The organism is Ewingella sp. C233 (assembly GCF_055407225.1).
The window spans coordinates 98,176-117,132 of record NZ_JBUZRI010000004.1; the positions used below are offsets into that span (position 1 = coordinate 98,176).

The following is an 18,957-nucleotide window of genomic DNA, read 5'->3' on the forward strand; positions in this document are numbered from 1 at the left end:
CGCATGGAACAATTTGAAGCAATCAGCGTAGAGCTTGCACATACCCGTCTGAAATCCGGCGACGCGGTGATGGTCGATATCCGCGACCCACAAAGTTTTGGTGCGGCCCACGCTCCCGGCGCATTCCATCTGAGTAATGAAAGCATGGCAGCCTTCATGCAAACCGCCGACGCCAAAACGCCGGTGCTGGTGATGTGTTACCACGGCATCAGCAGCCGCGGCGCCGCGCAATTCTTGATCGGACAAGGTTTCGAGTCGGTCTACAGCGTTGACGGCGGCTTCGAAGCCTGGTCAAAAACCTTCCCTCAAGATGTAGAAGCCTGATCCCAGGCGTTTCTCCCCTTCGCATTTTAGATAGCGGCCCCTCGTGGCGCGACCGCTTGGTTATAACCATTGGTTTGGTCTGCATCTTAAATGTTCTTAAGCCGAATAAGCTGCACCTTTTAAGTATTGGTATAATTTATCTCTGATATTTATAGGATATGAAGATGAAACACCTGGAAAACTCCCGCCCTCTGGGCATGCGTACGCTGGCGGTTCATGCCGGCCAGCAACCTGACAAACTGACCGGCGCCATTGCCACGCCAATTACTGCCACGTCGGCTTTCTCCTACGATGATTTCGACAGCGGCGCACGGCGTTTCAGCGGCGAAGAACCGGGCTACTCTTACAGCCGCTTCGCTAACCCGACCGTTGCCGTTGTTGAGCAGAAAATGGCCGCCCTCGAAGGCGGAGAAAGCGCCGTAGCCTGTGCCAGTGGAATGGCGGCCATCAGCGCCGTACTGTTTGCCCTGCTCTCTCCGGGCGATGAAATCATCCACGTCGGTACACTTTACGGTGGCACCGAAGGGGTGATCCGCAACCTGTTGCCGCGTTATGGCATCAAACCGGTATTCGTGGCTGACACGAAAGATTTGCAGGCAGCGCTGACGGTACACACCAAGATGGTGTTTGTTGAAACCCCGGCGAACCCGGTGTTGGGTATTGCAGATATCGCCGAAATTGCGCGTATTGCAAAACAGGCGGGTGCGGTCAGCGTAGTAGATAATACTTTCGCCACCCCTTATCTGACGCGTCCGCTGGATCTGGGCATCGACATTTCCCTGCACTCCGCCACCAAATACATCAGCGGCCACGGTGATGCGACCGGCGGTGTCGTCGTCGGCAGCAAAGCGCTGATTGACCCGATCCGTACCCTGAGCCTGAAACAATTCGGCGGCTGCTTAAGTCCGTTCGAAGCCGCCCTGCTGACCCGTGGCCTGAAAACCCTGCCTCTGCGCGTTGAAGCCAGTTCACTCAGCGCCGCGCACATTGCTGAAGTGCTGGATGCGCACCCGGCAGTATCGCAGGTGTTTTATCCGGGGCTGAAAAGCCATCCGGGCCATGAGATTGCGGCGCGCCAGATGAAATTATTCGGCGGCATTATGGCCATTGAACTGCGCGGCGGTCGCGACGCGGCAAGGACGTTCCTCGATAAGCTGACCCTTATTACGCAGGCTGTTTCAGTGGGTGACACCGACTCGCTGGCCTGCCATCCGGCCACTACCACGCACAGCGCGGTATCGCCGGAAGTACGCCGTCAAAGCGGCATCACTGACGGTCTGGTGCGTATCAGCATCGGCATTGAAGATGTGGAAGATTTAGTGGACGATATTCAGCAGGCGCTCGAAGGGTTGTAATTTCCCCTTCGCGTCACTGTTTTGACAAAAAAACCGACCAGGGTTTGCCCGGTCGGTTTTTTTTATGCAGCATACAGCCGCGCCTCTGACGTGATATTCCCAAAATAATTCGAGTCGCAGCACGGCGGCAATAGAACGAATCCCAGGGAGCATGGCCGTACCTTGTGACCGGGCTGAGTGAAAGCAGCCAACAATGCTGCAACTTGCAGTATGACGGGTATAATCGATTTTCCTAAAGCTGGCAGATAGGGTTACCCTACCCATGTCGTCGAAAAATCAAACTATTACAGGACCAGCAAAATAATATGGTACGCATTCTTAGCCTGAACAATCCCCGTCTGGCCCTGGCCTTTGTTGATTACATGGCGACGCAGGGGATAAAACTGCAGGTCAAAAAAGAGAGTCAGGAAGTGCAACTGTGGCTGGACGATGAATCCCGTTTGCCCGAAGTTGAGCAGCAGGTCGCGCTGTTTTTAGAAGATCCGTTGCATGAGCGTTATCTGGCCGCGAGCTGGCACACCGGCAGCACCGATGCGCACCTGAGCTATCAGCACTACTCTTACTGGCAGCGCATTCGCAGCCAGGCCGGACCGCTGACTATGGCAGTCATTTTCCTGTGCATCGCAGTTTATATCCTGCAACAAATTTACGGTGATGAAAGCGTGATGCGCGTGCTGGCATGGCCGATGGGCAGTAGTCAGTATGCTGAAATCTGGCGCTGGTTCAGCCCGGCATTGCTGCACTTCTCCCTGCTGCATATTCTGTTCAATCTGCTGTGGTGGTGGTATCTCGGCGGACCGGTGGAAAAACGCCTCGGCACCGGCAAACTGTTCACCATTACTCTGGTCTCTGCACTGGTCAGCGGCTGGGGGCAGTCGTTATTCAGCGGCATCTGGTTTGGCGGTTTGTCCGGCGTGGTTTACGCGCTGATGGGTTACGTCTGGCTGACCGGCGAACTCAAACCCGAACGCGGAATTTCTCTGCCGCGCGGACTAATGGTATTTTCCATTGCCTGGCTGGTGCTGGGCTACTTCAACGTGATGGGCATGGCGATTGCCAATGCCGCGCACGTTTTCGGTCTGGTGCTTGGCCTGCTCATGGCCTTTGTTGACACCCGCACGTCACATAAAAAACAGAATTAGGGGATTTCGGTGAAACAGACACAACGCCATGACGCCATTATTGACCTCGTACGCCAGCAGGGTTACGTCAGCACGGAAGAACTGGTTGAGCACTTTGCCGTCAGCCCGCAGACGATCCGCCGCGACCTCAACGATCTGGCCGAGCAGAACAAAATTCACCGTCATCACGGCGGCGCAGCACTGCCATCGAGTTCGGTCAACGCCGCCTACAACGACCGAAAAATCATGTGGTCGGAAGAGAAAGCGCGTATTGCCCAGCGCGTCGCTGCGCAGATCCCTGATGGGGCAACGCTGTTTATTGATATCGGCACCACGCCGGAAGCCGTGGCTCATGCGCTGCTCAACCATAAGAATCTGCGCGTCGTGACCAATAACCTGAACGTCGCCACGCTGCTGACGGCCAAAGAAGATTTCCGCCTGATCCTGGCCGGAGGCGAAGTACGCACCCGCGACGGCGGTATCATGGGCGAAGCCACGCTGGACTTTATCTCTCAGTTTCGCCTCGACTACGGCATTCTGGGCATCAGCGGCATCGACATGGATGGCTCGCTGCTGGAGTTTGACTACCATGAAGTGCGTACCAAACGCGCCATCATTGAGAACTCGCGCTGCGTGATGCTGGTCACCGACCACTCCAAGTTTGGCCGTAACGCAATGGTTAACCTCGGTAACATGAGTCTGATCGACTATCTGTTCACCGACCAGCAGCCACCGGAAAGCGTCATGAAAATCATCGACAAGTACGACGTTCAGCTCGAACTCTGCTAAACCGCCCTGCCCGCCGGATGCGTTCCTGACACGCATCCGGTGCTTTCTCCCAATTCATCCCCGCCGTCAAACGAACAATTGCGAAAAACTCCGCGCTTTTCTCTTTCCTTTTGCTTTATCCCTGACCTTTTTGCGCAAAAACGACAAAATAATGTTACCTGCATCACGCCTAAATGTTTTTATTTGGTTAACGCTTGGCTTGTTTGATGATTCTCGATTACAATCGTGAGCGAAAACGAACATAAAAGAGCTATTTCGAACATCTGGAGGAAGATGACGTGGAAACCAAAGACTTGATCGTAATCGGTGGCGGTATTAATGGTACCGGCATCGCTGCGGATGCGGCTGGCCGTGGGCTGTCCGTTCTGCTGCTGGAAGCGCAAGACTTGGCCAGCGCAACGTCTTCGGCCAGTTCAAAGCTGATTCACGGTGGTTTGCGCTATCTTGAACACTACGAATTCCGCCTGGTCAGTGAAGCACTGGCCGAACGCGAAGTCCTGCTGCGCCTTGCGCCACACATCGCTTTCCCGATGCGTTTCCGCCTGCCGCACCAGCCACATCTGCGCCCGGCCTGGATGATCCGCATCGGTCTGTTCATGTACGACCATCTGGGAAAACGCACCAGTTTGCCATCCAGTAAAGGGCTGAAATTTGGCGCGGATTCCGTGCTGAAACCTGAGCTGACCAAAGGCTTCGAATATTCCGACTGCTGGGTTGATGATGCGCGTTTAGTGGTGCTCAACGCTCAGGAAGTGGAAGAACGCGGTGGCGAAGTGCGTACCCGTACCCGTGTGACCCGTGCATGGCGTGAAGACGGACTGTGGATGGTGGAAGCCGAAGAGATTGATACCGGCAAAACCTTCACCTTGCGCGCCAAAGGTCTGGTGAATGCCACTGGCCCGTGGGTCAAACATTTCTTCGACGATGGCCTGAAGTTAAAATCCCCTTACGGCATTCGTCTGATCAAAGGCAGCCACATTGTGGTACCACGCGCCCACAATCAGCCGCAGGCTTATATTCTGCAGAACGAAGATCACCGCATTGTGTTTGTGATCCCGTGGCTGGATGAGTTCTCCATCATCGGCACCACCGACGTGGAGTATCACGGTGATCCGAAAGATGTGAAAATCGATGATAAAGAGACCAGTTACCTGCTTAAAGTGTACAACGATCACTTTAAGAAGCAGCTGACCACAGAGGATATCGTCTGGAGCTATTCCGGTGTGCGTCCGCTGTGTGACGATGAGTCTGATTCTCCGCAGGCAGTCACCCGCGATTACACGCTGGACGTGCACGATCAGGACGGTAAGGCTCCGCTGCTGTCAGTCTTCGGCGGCAAGCTCACCACCTACCGTAAACTGGCTGAACACGCGCTGGAAAAACTGACTAAGTACTACCCGAAAGCCGGTCCCGCCTGGACCAAAAATGCTGTATTGCCGGGCGGAAAACTGGGCGGAGATCGCGAAACTTACGCTGCCAACCTGCGCAACCGCTTCAAATGGTTGCCTGAATCGCTGGCCCGTCGCTATACCCATACTTACGGCAGTCAGACCGAGTTGTTTATCGCGGATGCTACCAGTCTGGAATCGCTCGGCGAAGATTTCGGCCACGGTCTGTACGAAGCCGAACTGCGTTATCTGGTGGAAAAAGAGTGGGTTATCGAGCTGGACGACGCCATCTGGCGGCGTACCAAACTCGGCATGTGGCTGGACAAAGCCCAGCAACAGCGCGTCGCCGAGTGGCTGGCAACCCATAAGCAGCAAAAGAAACATTTGTCGCTGGCATCTTAAACTTCAGCAGACCAACGCAAAAAGGCACCCATCGGGTGCCTTTTTCATATCAATGCTCTACTGCTACAGCTTAATCGGCTTAATGTTCCAGATCTCGTCGGCGTACTCCTGAATGGTACGGTCGGATGAGAAATAGCCCATGTTGGCGATATTTAGCAGAGTCCGGCGTGTCCACTCTTCCGGCTCTTTATAAAGCTCGTCAACTTTGTCCTGCATATCAACGTAGCTGCGGTAATCCGCCAGTACCTGATAGTGATCACCGAGGTTCACCAGCGTGTCGAACAGGTTGCTGTAGCGCTTCGGCTCGCCGGGGCTGAAAACGCCGGTGGCGATTTGGGTCAGCACCTGATGCAGCTCGGCATCCTGCTCGTAGTAGGTGTGCGGGTTATAGCCATCGCGGCGCAGCTGCTCGACCTGCGGCGTGGTGTTGCCGAAGATGAAGATGTTCTCCTCACCAACGTGTTCGAGCATTTCGACGTTAGCCCCGTCCAGTGTGCCGATGGTCAGCGCGCCATTAAGGGCAAATTTCATATTACTGGTGCCTGAAGCTTCAGTACCTGCCAGAGAGATCTGCTCGGAGAGGTCAGCAGCCGGAATGATCATCTGCGCCAGACTGACGCTGTAGTTTGGAATAAACACCACTTTGAGTTTGTCGCGCACGCGCGGATCGTTGTTGATCACGCTGGCAACGTCGTTGATCAGGCGGATAATCTGCTTGGCGGCATAATAAGCCGATGCCGCTTTACCGGCGAAGATCACCGTACGTGGCACCCAGCCTGCATCGGGGTCTTCAATAATGCGGTTGTAGCGGGTGATCACATGCAGAACGTTCATCAGCTGGCGTTTGTATTCGTGAATACGCTTGATCTGCACGTCGAACAGGCTTTTAGGATCAACCACCACATCGAGTTTCTGCGCGATGAAAACCGCCAGCCGTTTTTTGTTCTCCAGCTTGGCCTTGCGCAGTGCCTCAAGGAAACTTGGGTAGTCAATGTTCTGTTTCAGCTCTTCCAGCTGGCTCAGATCGGTGCGCCAGTTATGACCGATGGCATCATCCAGCACTTTCGACAGCGGCTTGTTGGCCAGCCCCAGCCAGCGACGCGGCGTAACACCGTTGGTTTTGTTGCAGAAGCGGTCCGGATATACTTTGGCAAAATCAGCAAACAACGACTGCACCATCAGCTCGGAGTGCAGCGCCGAGACGCCGTTGACTTTATGACTGGCGATCACCGCCAGCCACGCCATACGCACCTTGCGGCCATGCTCTTCGTCGATAATCGACACGCGCGACAAAATACCGCTGTCATCCGGCACCTTCACCGCCACTTCTTTGAGGAAGTGATCGTTAATCTGGAAGATGATCTCCAGATGGCGCGGCAGAATTTTACCGATCATATCCACCGGCCAGGTCTCCAGCGCTTCACTCATCAGGGTGTGGTTGGTGTAGGAGAAGACTTTACTCACCGTATCCCAAGCTTTATCCCAATCGAATTTATGCTCGTCGATCAGCAGTCGCAGCAGCTCGGGGATGGAGAGCACCGGATGGGTATCATTGAGATGGATGGCAATCTTATCAGCCAGATTCTCATAGGTATGGTGGGTGACGTAATGGCGGTTGAGAATGTCTTGCACAGTGGCGGAGACCAGGAAATACTCCTGACGCAGGCGCAGTTCGCGGCCTGAGTAAGTGGAGTCATCCGGGTAGAGCACTCGCGAAACGTTTTCCGAGTGGTTTTTATCTTCTACCGCCGCAAAGTAGTCCCCCTGATTAAATTTACCGAGGTTGATTTCATTACTGGCTTGCGCGCCCCACAGCCGCAGCGTGTTGGTGGCATCGGTATCAAAACCGGGGATAATCTGGTCGTAAGCGCAGGCAATAACTTCTTCCGTTTCCAGCCAGCGGGTTTTCGCCCCTTCGTGCTGCAGGCGTCCACCGAAACGCACTTTATAGCGGGTGTTATGGCGCTGAAATTCCCACGGGTTACCGTATTCCAGCCAGTAATCCGGTGACTCTTTCTGCTCACCGTTGATGATGTTCTGCGCGAACATGCCGTATTCGTAGCGGATGCCGTAACCGCGCCCCGGCAGCGCCAGGGTGGCCAGCGAATCCAGGAAACAGGCTGCCAGTCGCCCCAGACCGCCGTTGCCGAGGCCCGGGTCGTTCTCTTCGCCAATCAGCTCTTCGAGGTCGAAACCCATCTCATCGAGCGCTTGTTTGATGTCATCGTAAATGCCCATCGACAGCAGCGCATTCGACAACGTGCGGCCAATCAGGAACTCCATCGACAGGTAATACACCTGCCGCACATCCTGCGAGGTCTGTGCGCGGTTGGAGCGCAACCAGCGCTCCACCATGCGGTCACGCACGGCAAACAGCGTGGCGTTCAGCCAGTCATGCTGAGTGGCAATCGAGGGATCTTTGCCGATAATAAACATCAGTTTGTAAGCGATAGAGTGTTTCAGCGCTTCAACACTGACGGTCGGCGAAGTGTAATTAAAAGGTGAAGTCATAGCGTTGCGTTCCCAATCAAATAATGCCGCTTCTCAGTCTTTAAGGCAGCAAGCGTTGATAAAGTGAAAGATAGGCCTGAGCCGCGACCTGCCAGCCGAAGTCGAGCCCCATCGCGTGACGCTGCACGTGGCGCCAGTGTTTTGGCCGGCTCCACAGCACGAAGGCCCGGCGGATAGCACTGGCTAACGATTGCCCGTTCGCCTCTTCAAACACAAATCCGCTGGCTGTGCCGTCGGCCAGATTCTCCAGCGCGCAGTCCACCACCGTATCGGCCAGTCCGCCGGTGCGGCGTACCAGCGGCAAGGTGCCATACTTCAACCCATAAAGCTGGGTCAGCCCGCAGGGTTCGAAACGGCTCGGCACCATAATGACGTCAGCACCACCGATAATGCGGTGCGAGAACGCCTCGTGATAACCAAGTTGTACGCCAACCTGCCCCGGATTGTCTGCCGCAGCCGCCAGAAAAGCCTGTTGAAGCACTACGTCACCCGCGCCAAGCACCGCCAGCTGGCCGCCACGTTCAAGCAGGTCCGGCAGCGCTTCGAGCACCAGATCCAATCCTTTCTGACTGGTCAGACGGCTCACCACGGCGAACACCAGCCGCGAGTCGTCTACGTCCAGTCCCATCGCCCGTTGCAGATAAGCTTTGTTAATCATCTTCGAACGCAGGTCATCAGCGTCATAGCGCGCGGACAGCAATGCATCGTCGCGCGGCTGCCAGATAGCATCATCCACGCCGTTGAGAATCCCCGTCAGCCGCCCTTCGCGTTCACGCTCAAGCAGCAAAGCCTCCATCCCGTAACCAAATTCTGGGCGGGTGATCTCTTTGGCATAGGTCGGGCTGACGGTAGTAATGTGGTCTGAATAGAATAGCCCGGCCTTCAGGTAGGAAATCTGCCCGTAGAACTCCAGACCGTGCATCTGGAAGAACTCAAAGGGGATCTGTAAATGCTGCAAATGGTAGCTGTCGAACAGCCCCTGAAACGCCAGATTGTGGACGGTGAAGACCGTTTTAACCGGAATATGCCGCGCACGCACATAGGCCGACGTCAGCCCGGCGTGCCAGTCGTGCGACTGAATAATGTCCGGCTTCCACATTCCGTCAAAACCACTCCCCAGTTCCGCCGCCATCCAGCTCAGCAGGGCAAAGCGCAGATGGTTATCCGGATACGCAAAAGATGATTGATCGTGATACGGGCTGCCGGGACGGTCATACAGCCCCGGCACATCAATGATATAAATCCCCACGCCCTGAAATACGCCGTAGCGCAGCGTCACGTGTCCGGCGAAAGTATCAAGGTGGCCAACAATGTGCGTCTCTCCGATGCCCCGTTTGATATCGGGGAAGGCCGGGATCAGTACGCGTACGTCTGTCCCTCCCGCTATTTGAGCGGCGGGAAGCGCACCCGCGACGTCAGCAAGTCCCCCGGTTTTTAACAGGGGAAACAGCTCTGAACAAACATGTAAAACCTGCATTCGCGCTCCTGAATTATCATCACCACCACGGGATCATTACCGGGATGGTGAGCAAAAATTATCGGGGCAGACGTCAACATTCTCCCTGTTGCACCGTCCCGGACCACTATCATTCCGAGTTATCTCGTTTTCAATTTCTCACAGACATACCCAAGTCATTGGAGTTGTGGCAAGGCGGCAAATGCGTGAATTCCGATGAGCTTACACAGGTAAGTGAGTCGGATTCACGAATGGAGCTAATGCAGCCACGGCTTCAAGGACGCCGGGTATTACAATTTCGCTAACATCGCTCTGGTTACCAGGACTACGCCGTCCTCTGAGCGGTAAAAACGTTTACTGTCTTCGTCGGCGTTTTCGCCGATCACCATGCCTTCGGGAATATGGCAGGCGCGGTCGATAACACATTTACGTAAGCGGCATGAGCGGCCGACGTTGACGTCCGGCAACAGGATGGTCGAATCGATATTGCAGAACGAATTCACCCGCACGCGCGGGAACAGCACGGCGTTGACAACCACCGAACCTGAAACAATACAGCCACCGGCGACCAGAGAATTCATGGTCATGCCGTGGCTGCCGGAGCGGTCCTGCACAAACTTGGCGGGCGGCAGCGGTTCCATATGGGTGCGGATTGGCCACGAACGGTCGTACATATCCAGTTCCGGGGTCACAGAGGCCAGATCCAGATTGGCTTTCCAATACGCATCAAGTGTGCCGACATCACGCCAGTAAGGCGGCAACTCAGTATTTTGCGTGACGCATGACAGACCGAACGGGTGCGCCCATGCCGCCCCCTCACGGGTGATTTTCGGCAGCAGGTCTTTGCCGAAATCATGGCTGGACTCTTCGCTGGCCATGTCCTCTTCAAGCAGCCGGAACAGGTAGTCGGCATTAAAAATGTAGACCCCCATGCTCGCCAGCGCCATGTCCGGCTGACCGGGAATGGAAGGCGGGTTCTGCGGTTTTTCGAGGAAGCTCTTGATTTGATAATCTTCGCCGACGTCCATCACGCCAAACTCACTGGCCTCATTCAGCGGAACCGCGAGACAGGCAACGGTGCATTCGCCGCCCTTTTCGACGTGATCGACCAACATGCGCGAGTAATCCATTTTGTAGATGTGGTCACCGGCGAGGATCACCACGTATTCGGCTTCGTAACGGCGGATGATATCCAGATTTTGATAGACCGCATCGGCGGTGCCTTTGTACCAATGCTCGGTGCTCTGGCGTTGCTGCGCGGGCAGTAAATCCACAAATTCGTTCATCTCTTCGTTGAGGAACGACCAGCCGCGCTGAATGTGCTGAACCAGCGTATGTGACTGATATTGCGTGATCACGCCGATACGGCGGATGCCGGAATTGAGGCAGTTCGACAGAGCGAAATCGATGATGCGGAACTTGCCGCCAAAGTGCACCGCAGGTTTGGCACGGGTAGCGGTTAAATCCTTAAGACGCGAGCCCCGCCCACCGGCCAGGATCAGCGCGACGGATTTCAGGGGTAACTGCCTTGCCAGCATTACCGGATCTCTGTTTTCTTTTATGTTCATGGCTGACTCCTTGCATAACTCTGCTGACTTTCCTGTGTGCGTGCGGTGTTGTTATTCATAGCAATGGAGCACGCAGAGGGTTTTTGCTGCCGCACGCCAGGTCAAATCATCCCTGACACGCTGGGGTTCTTCTCCAAAAAGGACCGAATTAAACGGGGCGACCGGCTGCCAGCGCCCTGCGGGCAGCTGCATATCGACATCACCCAGCGAGGCATTCAGCACCAGTAACCAGTGGCCAGAAAGACGGATTTGCAGCAGTTGCTGCGATCCCTGCTCCCAGCTGGCGGCCTGCATCGGCTGGCCCTGCGCATCCAGCCATTCGACGTCACTCCCTTCACCGCGCCACCATTGATCCTGCATCAGCGCGGGTATTTTTTTACGCAGCGTCACCAGCGCGGCCACGTAAGCGGTCAGGCTGTCATCGGCACTGTTCCAGTCCAGCCAGGTCAGCGGATTGTCCTGACAGTAGGCATTGTTGTTGCCCGACTGGCTGTTGCCGTGTTCATCACCGGCCAGCAGCATCGGCGTACCCTGCGACAATAATAATGTCGCCAGCATTGCGCGCTGGCTGAGACGCCGCTGACGCAGCACCTCATCCGACGCATTCAGCCCTTCTACGCCGTGGTTCTGGCTGTAGTTTTCATTGTGGCCGTCACTGTTATTTTCGCCGTTGGCTTCGTTATGTTTATTGTTGAAGCTGACCACATCGCGCAGGGTAAAACCGTCGTGCGCCGTGAGCATATTGATACTGGCGTGAGGTGCGCGTGTACCGTGGTTAAAGAGATCGGCCGACGCGGCAAAGCGCCCGGCAAATTGCCCGAGAGAAAGATCGCCGTGCAGCCAGAATTTACGCATATCGTCACGCCACAGATCGCTCCACTCGGCGAAAGGCGACGGGAAATGACCGAGCTGATAACCGCCCTGGCCGATGTCCCAGGGTTCGGCAATCAGTTTGACGCCGGACAGCAGACTGTCGGCACGAATAGCGTTGAACAGCGGGGAATCAGCAGTGAATTTCGGCGTTCTACCCAGAAGCGTGGCGAGATCAAAACGAAAGCCATCGACGTGACATTCGCGCACCCAGTAACGCAGGCAGTCGAGAGTCCATTCAACGATCTCCTCATCCACCAGGCGCAGCGCGTTGCCACAGCCGGTGAGATTGTCGTCGCTGCCATCGTCGCGCAGCCAGTACCAACTGGGGTTATCAATGCCGCGAAAAGAGATGAATGGCCCGTCAACGTCCAGCTCGGCGCTGTGGTTAAACACCACATCGAGGATCACTTCGATCCCGGCCTGATGCAGCGCTTTCACCGCCACTTTGAATTCGTTGAGTGCGGAAATGCCTTTCTGGCGGCTGGCATAGCTGGGTTCGACCGCGCAGGGGGCCAGCACGTTGTAGCCCCAGTAGTTACTCAGCCCGAGGCGTTGCAGGCGCGGTTCGTCGGCGTGATGCTGCACCGGCAATAATTCAATCGCCGTGATGCCCAGATGCTGCAAATATTCGAGCATGACCGGATGCGCCAGCCCGGCATAGGTGCCGCGCAAGGCCGCCGGAATGTGCGGATGCTGACGCGTCAGGCCGCGCACGTGGGCTTCATAAATCACCGTTTCACCCCACGGCGTGGCGGGCGGTGCATCGTCGCCCCAGTCGAAGGAATCACTGACCACCACCGATTTCGGCGCAGCCACGGCACTGTCTTTTTCATCCGGTGCATCAACGCCGCCGTTCATCCGCGCGTTGTCGCGCAACTCGCCTTCCAGCGCACGGGCGCTGGGGTCAATCAGCAGTTTTTTCGGATTGAAGCGCAGCCCCTTCGCTGGGTCAAACGGGCCGTAAACCCGGTATCCATAGTGCTGACCGGCTTTCGCGCCGGGCAGAAAACCGTGCCACAGATTCCCGGTGCGGCCCGGTAACGTCAGGCGCTGCTCGCTACCGGTATCATCAAACAGGCAGAGCTCGATTTTTTCCGCATGGGCCGAAAACAGACAAAAATTGACGCCCTCTGCCCGCAACTGGGCACCGTAAGGCGCTGGCTGGCCGGTCTCGAGTTTTTTCATCGCTCCTCCCGCCGCAGATAGATAGTCGCCAGCGGCGGAATGGTCAGGCTGATGGAGTGCTCACGCTGATGCTGCCCGGAAGGCTGACTGTAAACCTCCCCGTTATTACCAATATTGCCCCCGCGATAGAAATGCGAATCGGTATTGAGGATTTCGTGATAACGCCCCGCGCGCGCGACGCCGATACGGTAGTCGTAACGCGGCACCGGGGTGAAGTTACTGACCACAATGATTTCGTCACCGTTGTCGTCGCGGCGCGCGAAGGCGAACACCGAATTCTCGTGGTCATCGACCACCAGCCATTCGAAGCCGCGCGGGTTGAAGTCCAGCTCATACAGCGGCGTTTGCTGGCGGTAAACCTGATTGAGGTCCCGCACCAGATGCTGAACGCCGATGTGCCAGCCGTTATGATCATCCAGGAGATGCCAGTCGAGGCTGTTGTTAAAATCCCACTCGCGCCCCTGCGCAAATTCACAGCCCATAAACATCAGTTTTTTGCCGGGGTGTGCCCACATAAAGCCGTAATAGGCGCGCAGGTTGGCAAATTTCTGCCACGCATCGCCGGGCATTCTGTCGAGCAGCGAACCTTTACCGTGCACCACTTCGTCATGGGAAAGCGGTAAAATAAAGTTTTCGCTGTAGGCGTAAAGCACGCCGAACGTCATAAGATTGTGGTGATATTTGCGGTGAACCGGGTCGAGTTGCATGTAATTGAGCGAGTCATGCATCCACCCCAGATTCCATTTGTAATGGAACCCCAGACCGTTGGCGTCCGGCGGCATGGTGACGCCCGGATAGTCCGTGGACTCTTCGGCCAGCGTCACGGCACCGTCGAGTTCACGCCCGATGGTCTGATTGGTGTATTTCAGAAAAGCGATGGCTTCGAGGTTTTCGCGGCCACCGTAATAGTTAGGGATCCACTCGCCCGGTTTGCGGCTGTAATCGCGGTAAATCATTGAGGCCACGGCATCGACCCGCAGACCATCAATGCCGTAGCGTTCAATCCAGTAGAAACCATTGCCCGCCAGATAGTTACGCACTTCGTGGCGGCCATAGTTGTAAATCAACGTGTTCCAGTCCTGATGGTAGCCTTCACGCGGGTCGGCATATTCGTACAGCGCCGTGCCGTCAAATTGCGCCAGACCGTGGGCATCGCTCGGGAAGTGGCCCGGCACCCAGTCGAGTATCACATTCAGCCCGGCGTTATGGGCCGCATCAATAAACGCTTTAAACTCCTGTGGCGTACCGTATCGGCGGGTCGGCGCGTACATACCGAGCGGCTGGTAGCCCCAGCTGCCGTCGAACGGGTGTTCGTTAATCGGCATCAGTTCGATATGCGTAAAACCCATCCACTTGGCGTAGGAGACCAGCTGTTCAGCCAGTTCGCCGTAGCTTAACCAGAAGTTATCATCGGTATGGCGGCGCCACGAGCCCAAATGTACTTCATACACCGACACCGGCTGGTTCAGCGCATTGGCTTGTTTACGGTCAGCAGAGAACGGGACTTTTTCGGGAAGATGGCTGACGAGTGAGGCGGTTTCCGGGCGCATCTGCGCTTCAAACGCATAAGGGTCAGCGCGCAGCGAGACATTGCCCCGGCAGTCGATCACTTCGAATTTATAGAGCTGGCCTTCACGCACCGCGGGGATAAACAACTCCCAGATGCCGTTTTCACGGCGACGCCGCATCGGATGGCGGCGGCCGTCCCAAAAGTTGAATTCGCCGACGACGGAAATACGCGTCGCATTGGGTGCCCATAAAGCAAAACTCACGCCTTCAACGCCATCCAGCACCTGCGGGTGCGCGCCCAGTTTTTCGTAAGGCCGCAAATGTGTGCCTTCTGCCAGCAGCCAGATGTCCAGCTCCTGAAGCAAAGTCCCAAACCGGTAAGGATCGTCAATCAGGTGAGTATTTTCACCCCAACGCACTTCGAGGCGGTAACGGAAGGGATTTTTGCGCCTGGGCATCACCCCGACAAAGAAACCGCGATCGTCGTAGCGTCGCAGTTCAGCCACTTTGGTGCCTTTATCGGCATCAATCACCCAGACCTGATCGGCATCCGGCAGCAGCGCGCGCACTTCGATGCCCGCCGCCACAGAATGCATTCCCAACAGCGAAAACGGATCAGCGTAATGGCCGGAAATGAGTTGATTAATAACGTGCTGATCGGGAAGTACTGACATGCATTTCGTCCTATGATTAATTAAATCAATAAGTTCAATGAAATCATTCAGATGCTCAATAATTATTGTCTGTTCAGTTTGCTCCTGAAATTGTTATGACCTTGTGACGAGTGTGTCATTTATTTTTGCTTAATCGTGCGCGCCAGCGTGTGCGCTCACAATTTCCAAATAAGTGCTTGTTTGCGCTTCTCAAAAGCGTCTGAGTCATCTACTAAGCATAGACAAAGGTCGTCAAAAGGCGGGGGCAAAAACCGAGGAATTTTTCACGTAATGAAATTCAGCCAAAAGCGCTGAGGAAGGCGGGCAAACAGCATGAAGTGATTGATGAGTGAAATAAAAACGGGACACCGTGCTGGTGTCCCGCTTCAAGAAAACAGTGAAGTTTTTTCGTTCTGACGAGATTACAAAAGAATGCGCAACATACGGCGCAGGGGCTCCGCGGCGCCCCACAGTAGCTGGTCGCCGACAGTGAATGCGGACAGGTATTGCGGGCCCATATTCAGTTTACGCAGACGCCCGACCGGCGTGTTCATGGTGCCGGTCACTGCTGCTGGCGTCAGTTCACGCATCGACAGTTCGCGGTCATTTGGAATGACGCGTACCCAGTCGTTATGGCTCGCCAGCATCTGTTCGATTTCCGGAATAGAAATGTCTTTTTTCAGCTTCAGGGTAAATGCCTGACTGTGGCAGCGCAGTGCGCCGATACGCACGCACAGACCGTCAACCGGGATCACGCTGGACGTGCCCAGAATTTTGTTAGTCTCGGCCTGGCCCTTCCACTCTTCTTTGGTCTGGCCGTTGTCGAGCTGTTTGTCGATCCACGGAATCAGCCCCCCTGCCAGCGGAACGCCAAAGTTGTCGGTCGGTAAAGTGCCGCTGCGGGTCAGCGTGGTGACTTTACGTTCGATATCAAGAATGGCTGAAGCCGGGTCCTGCAACTCTTTCGCTACGCTGTTGTGCAGCATGCCCATTTGGGTCAGCAGTTCGCGCATGTGGCGCGCGCCACCGCCAGAAGCCGCCTGATAGGTCGCCACAGATGCCCACTCGATCAGGTCATTGGCGAACAAGCCACCGAGGGACATCAGCATCAGGCTGACGGTACAGTTTCCGCCGGCAAAGGTCTTAATGCCTTTGTCGATACCCTGATGAATCACCTTACTATTGACGGGATCCAGAATAATGATCGCGTCATCCTCCATTCTCAGAGAGGATGCTGCGTCGATCCAGTAGCCTTTCCAACCGATTTGACGCAGCTTTGGATAGATTTCATTGGTATAATCGCCGCCCTGACAGGTGATGATAATGTCCAGCGCACTCAGTGCGTCGAGGTCAAAAGCGTCCTGCAATGTGCCCTGCTGACCGGTAAATGCCGGTGCGGCCTGACCGTGCTGCGAGGTGGAGAAAAATACCGGGCGAATGGCGTCAAAATCGCGTTCTTCAATCATGCGTTGCATGAGTACAGAACCGACCATCCCGCGCCAACCAACGAAACCTACGTTTTTCATAATTACTGTCCTGCCCTGAGGGTGATAGCTGCGTAAAGTGTGTTTGAAATTTTTAGCGCTGACGACCCTGTCAGTGCAATGGTCTACCACCTTACAAAATGGTGTAGAAGTGGCAAGTGAATTTAATCGATAGTCGGGGCTTTTTTAGCAGCGCGACTTATAACAGGCGTTTTTAAAAGGCCGAATTTCTTCTGAGGTAGTCATGACTGAAATGATTTCAGCAACCATCTTGCTGTTTTTAATTATGGATCCGCTGGGTAACTTGCCGATCTTCATGTCCGTATTAAAACATCTCGATCCGAAACGCCGCCGCGTGGTGCTGATTCGCGAGATGCTGATCGCACTGATCCTGATGCTGATATTCCTGTTCGCCGGTGAGAAGATCCTCTCTTTCCTCAACCTGCGCACTGAAACGGTGTCGATTTCCGGCGGTATTATCCTGTTCCTGATCGCCATCAAAATGATTTTCCCGTCAGAAGAGAAGAGCAGCAGCGGCTTACCGGCCGGTGAAGAACCTTTCCTGGTGCCGATGGCCATCCCGCTGGTCGCCGGCCCATCGATTCTGGCTACGCTGATGCTGTTGTCGCATCAATATCCGAATCAAATGACTCACCTGACGCTGGCGCTGTTCATTGCCTGGGGGCTGTCGATGGGGATTTTACTGCTGTCGAACCTGTTCCTGCGCCTGCTCGGCGACAAAGGCGTCAGCGCGCTGGAGCGCCTGATGGGCCTGATTCTGGTCATGCTCTCTACCCAAATGTTCCTCGATGGGATCAGGGCATATTTGAAAATTTAGTGGCTGAGACTTGTTCGCCATACCAACAAAAACGGCGGACCTTTTGGCCCGCCGTTTTTTATTGTCTGTCTCTTCGCTTTCGCTTGAAACGTAACCCGTTACACCACCATCGACAGCAGCAGACAGCCGCCAAGGCCGCACAGGGAAATAATGGTTTCAAGGATGGACCATGACTTGAAGGTTTCGACGATGGTCAGGTTGAAATACTCCTTGAACAACCAGAAGCCGGGGTCGTTAACGTGGGAGAAAATCACGCTGCCGGAACCGACGGCGATAACCATTAACTCAGGACTGGCGCCGCTGGAGGCAATTAACGGAGCAACAATACCGCCCGCCGTGATAGCCGCAACGGTCGCAGAACCCAGTGCAATACGCAGTACCGCCGCAATGGACCACGCCAGCAGGATTGGCGACAGATGGCTGCCGTTCATGATATTGGCGATGTACGGCTCAATGCCGCTGTCCACCAGTACCTGTTTGAACGCCCCGCCACCGCCGATGATCAGCAGCATCATGGCGATGATTTTGATCGACTCAGTAACCGTCGTCATCACCTGATCCATGGTACGTCCACGGTTCAGGCCAAAGGTGAAGATGGCGATCAGCACAGCAATCAGCGTTGCCATAACCGGGTCACCGAAGAATTCAGCGTAAGCCAAAACCGGGTGGCCTTTCGGCAGAATCATTTCGCAGACCGCGCGGAATGCCATCAGAATCACCGGCACCAGAGAGGTGGCGACGCTGACGCCAAAGCTTGGCATCTCTTCTTCGGTGAAGGTTTTCGGGTTGAACAGGCCTTCAGGAACCGGCTTATCAATCCCTTTCAGGAAGCGGGCAAACACTGGACCAGCAAGGATCACCGTTGGCACGGCCAGCAGTGAGCCGTACAGCAGGGTTTTACCCATATCCGCGTGGAAGATGGTAGCAATCGCCGTTGGTCCCGGATGCGGCGGCAGAAAACCGTGGGTGACTGACAGCGCAGCGGCCATCGGCACGCCGACGTACAGCAGCGGCAGGCGTGCGGCGGCAGCAATAGTGAAGACCAGCGGCAGCATCAGCACAAAGCCCACTTCGTAGAACAGCGCAAAACCGACGATAAAACCGGTCAGCACGATGGCCCACTGAATATGTTCTTTACCGAATTTCGCAATCAGCGTGGTTGCAATGCGCTGCGCACCGCCGCAGTCCGCCAGCATTTTACCGAGCATGGCACCAAAGCCCATGATCAGCGCCAGGCTACCAAGCGTGCCGCCGACGCCGTTTTTAATCGAGGTGATGACCTTATCCACCGGCATTCCCTGCATGATACCAACCGCCAGAGCGACCAGAATCAACGCGATGAAGCCGTTAAGTTTGAACCGGATCATAAGCAACAGCAGCAGCGCGACGCCAACCGCTACAATGACTAATGGCATATCTTTTCCCCTTATGCTTTATCCGTCGAATTAAGTGCAAATCGCCGGGGCATTATTTTTTGATTTTCAATGAATTGTAGGAGTTA

At 55.3% G+C, this 18,957-nt stretch carries 13 protein-coding genes; 6 read left to right on the plus strand and 7 right to left on the minus strand.

Annotation, left to right across the window (positions count from 1 at the left end; translation table 11 throughout):
* The first annotated feature begins 3 nt into the window (after window positions 1-3).
* The 5 genes from glpE to glpD all read left to right on the plus strand — a co-directional run bounded on the left by glpE (window position 4) and on the right by glpD (window position 5,379).
* On the plus strand, window positions 4-324 hold the full coding sequence (gene glpE / locus ACZRKO_RS18070) for a thiosulfate sulfurtransferase GlpE (protein WP_463738626.1): 321 nt from the start codon (window positions 4-6) through the stop codon (window positions 322-324).
* A 164-nt stretch (window positions 325-488) separates the two neighbouring features.
* Window positions 489-1,679, plus strand: coding sequence for a trans-sulfuration enzyme family protein (locus ACZRKO_RS18075; protein WP_463738627.1), 1,191 nt, complete (start codon window positions 489-491; stop codon window positions 1,677-1,679).
* Window positions 1,680-1,984: 305 nt separating this feature from the next.
* Window positions 1,985-2,821 carry a rhomboid family intramembrane serine protease GlpG gene (glpG, locus tag ACZRKO_RS18080; protein ID WP_463738628.1) on the plus strand — a complete coding sequence of 279 codons (837 nt, stop codon included), beginning with the start codon at window positions 1,985-1,987 and terminating at the stop codon, window positions 2,819-2,821.
* 9 nt (window positions 2,822-2,830) lie between these two features.
* On the plus strand, window positions 2,831-3,589 hold the full coding sequence (locus ACZRKO_RS18085) for a DeoR/GlpR family transcriptional regulator (RefSeq protein ID WP_140474201.1): 759 nt from the start codon (window positions 2,831-2,833) through the stop codon (window positions 3,587-3,589).
* A gap of 278 nt (window positions 3,590-3,867) precedes the next feature.
* Complete coding sequence (gene glpD, locus ACZRKO_RS18090; protein ID WP_463738629.1) at window positions 3,868-5,379, plus strand: glycerol-3-phosphate dehydrogenase; 1,512 nt, start codon at window positions 3,868-3,870, stop codon at window positions 5,377-5,379.
* Between the two features lie 63 nt (window positions 5,380-5,442).
* Here the strand turns inward: glpD and glgP are convergent, their stop codons facing one another.
* The 6 genes from glgP to asd all read right to left on the minus strand — a co-directional run bounded on the left by glgP (window position 5,443) and on the right by asd (window position 16,660).
* Window positions 5,443-7,890, minus strand: a complete 2,448-nt coding sequence (glgP, locus tag ACZRKO_RS18095) for a glycogen phosphorylase (RefSeq protein ID WP_463738630.1) — start codon at window positions 7,888-7,890, stop codon at window positions 5,443-5,445.
* 40 nt (window positions 7,891-7,930) lie between these two features.
* Window positions 7,931-9,367, minus strand: coding sequence for a glycogen synthase GlgA (gene glgA, locus ACZRKO_RS18100; RefSeq protein ID WP_463738631.1), 1,437 nt, complete (start codon window positions 9,365-9,367; stop codon window positions 7,931-7,933).
* A gap of 269 nt (window positions 9,368-9,636) precedes the next feature.
* Window positions 9,637-10,914, minus strand: coding sequence for a glucose-1-phosphate adenylyltransferase (gene glgC, locus ACZRKO_RS18105; protein WP_463738632.1), 1,278 nt, complete (start codon window positions 10,912-10,914; stop codon window positions 9,637-9,639).
* A 51-nt stretch (window positions 10,915-10,965) separates the two neighbouring features.
* Window positions 10,966-12,972, minus strand: coding sequence for a glycogen debranching protein GlgX (glgX, locus tag ACZRKO_RS18110; protein ID WP_463738633.1), 2,007 nt, complete (start codon window positions 12,970-12,972; stop codon window positions 10,966-10,968).
* Window positions 12,969-15,155 carry a 1,4-alpha-glucan branching protein GlgB gene (gene glgB / locus ACZRKO_RS18115; RefSeq protein WP_463738634.1) on the minus strand — a complete coding sequence of 729 codons (2,187 nt, stop codon included), beginning with the start codon at window positions 15,153-15,155 and terminating at the stop codon, window positions 12,969-12,971. The genes glgX and glgB overlap by 4 nt, the downstream gene beginning before the upstream one ends.
* A 401-nt stretch (window positions 15,156-15,556) precedes the next feature.
* Window positions 15,557-16,660 carry an aspartate-semialdehyde dehydrogenase gene (gene asd / locus ACZRKO_RS18120; protein WP_463738635.1) on the minus strand — a complete coding sequence of 368 codons (1,104 nt, stop codon included), beginning with the start codon at window positions 16,658-16,660 and terminating at the stop codon, window positions 15,557-15,559.
* A 202-nt stretch (window positions 16,661-16,862) separates the two neighbouring features.
* Here asd and ACZRKO_RS18125 point away from each other — a divergent pair, with 202 nt between their 5' ends.
* The gene (locus ACZRKO_RS18125) at window positions 16,863-17,456 is read left to right on the plus strand and encodes a YhgN family NAAT transporter (protein ID WP_140474209.1); all 594 of its coding nucleotides are present in this window, start codon (window positions 16,863-16,865) and stop codon (window positions 17,454-17,456) included.
* Window positions 17,457-17,554: 98 nt separating this feature from the next.
* Here the strand turns inward: ACZRKO_RS18125 and gntT are convergent, their stop codons facing one another.
* Window positions 17,555-18,871: a gluconate transporter gene (gene gntT, locus ACZRKO_RS18130; protein ID WP_463738636.1), complete on the minus strand. Its 1,317-nt coding sequence runs from the start codon at window positions 18,869-18,871 to the stop codon at window positions 17,555-17,557.
* Window positions 18,872-18,957: the final 86 nt, after the last annotated feature.

Coding starts and splice junctions, on each gene's coding strand:
- glpE (WP_463738626.1), top strand. CDS start 4: ATGGAACAATTTGAAGCAATCAGCGTAGAGCTTGCACATACCCGTCTG.
- ACZRKO_RS18075 (WP_463738627.1), top strand. CDS start 489: ATGAAACACCTGGAAAACTCCCGCCCTCTGGGCATGCGTACGCTGGCG.
- glpG (WP_463738628.1), top strand. CDS start 1,985: ATGGTACGCATTCTTAGCCTGAACAATCCCCGTCTGGCCCTGGCCTTT.
- glgP (WP_463738630.1), bottom strand. CDS start 7,890: ATGACTTCACCTTTTAATTACACTTCGCCGACCGTCAGTGTTGAAGCG.
- glgA (WP_463738631.1), bottom strand. CDS start 9,367: ATGCAGGTTTTACATGTTTGTTCAGAGCTGTTTCCCCTGTTAAAAACC.
- glgC (WP_463738632.1), bottom strand. CDS start 10,914: ATGAACATAAAAGAAAACAGAGATCCGGTAATGCTGGCAAGGCAGTTA.
- glgX (WP_463738633.1), bottom strand. CDS start 12,972: ATGAAAAAACTCGAGACCGGCCAGCCAGCGCCTTACGGTGCCCAGTTG.
- glgB (WP_463738634.1), bottom strand. CDS start 15,155: ATGTCAGTACTTCCCGATCAGCACGTTATTAATCAACTCATTTCCGGC.
- asd (WP_463738635.1), bottom strand. CDS start 16,660: ATGAAAAACGTAGGTTTCGTTGGTTGGCGCGGGATGGTCGGTTCTGTA.
- ACZRKO_RS18125 (WP_140474209.1), top strand. CDS start 16,863: ATGACTGAAATGATTTCAGCAACCATCTTGCTGTTTTTAATTATGGAT.
- gntT (WP_463738636.1), bottom strand. CDS start 18,871: ATGCCATTAGTCATTGTAGCGGTTGGCGTCGCGCTGCTGCTGTTGCTT.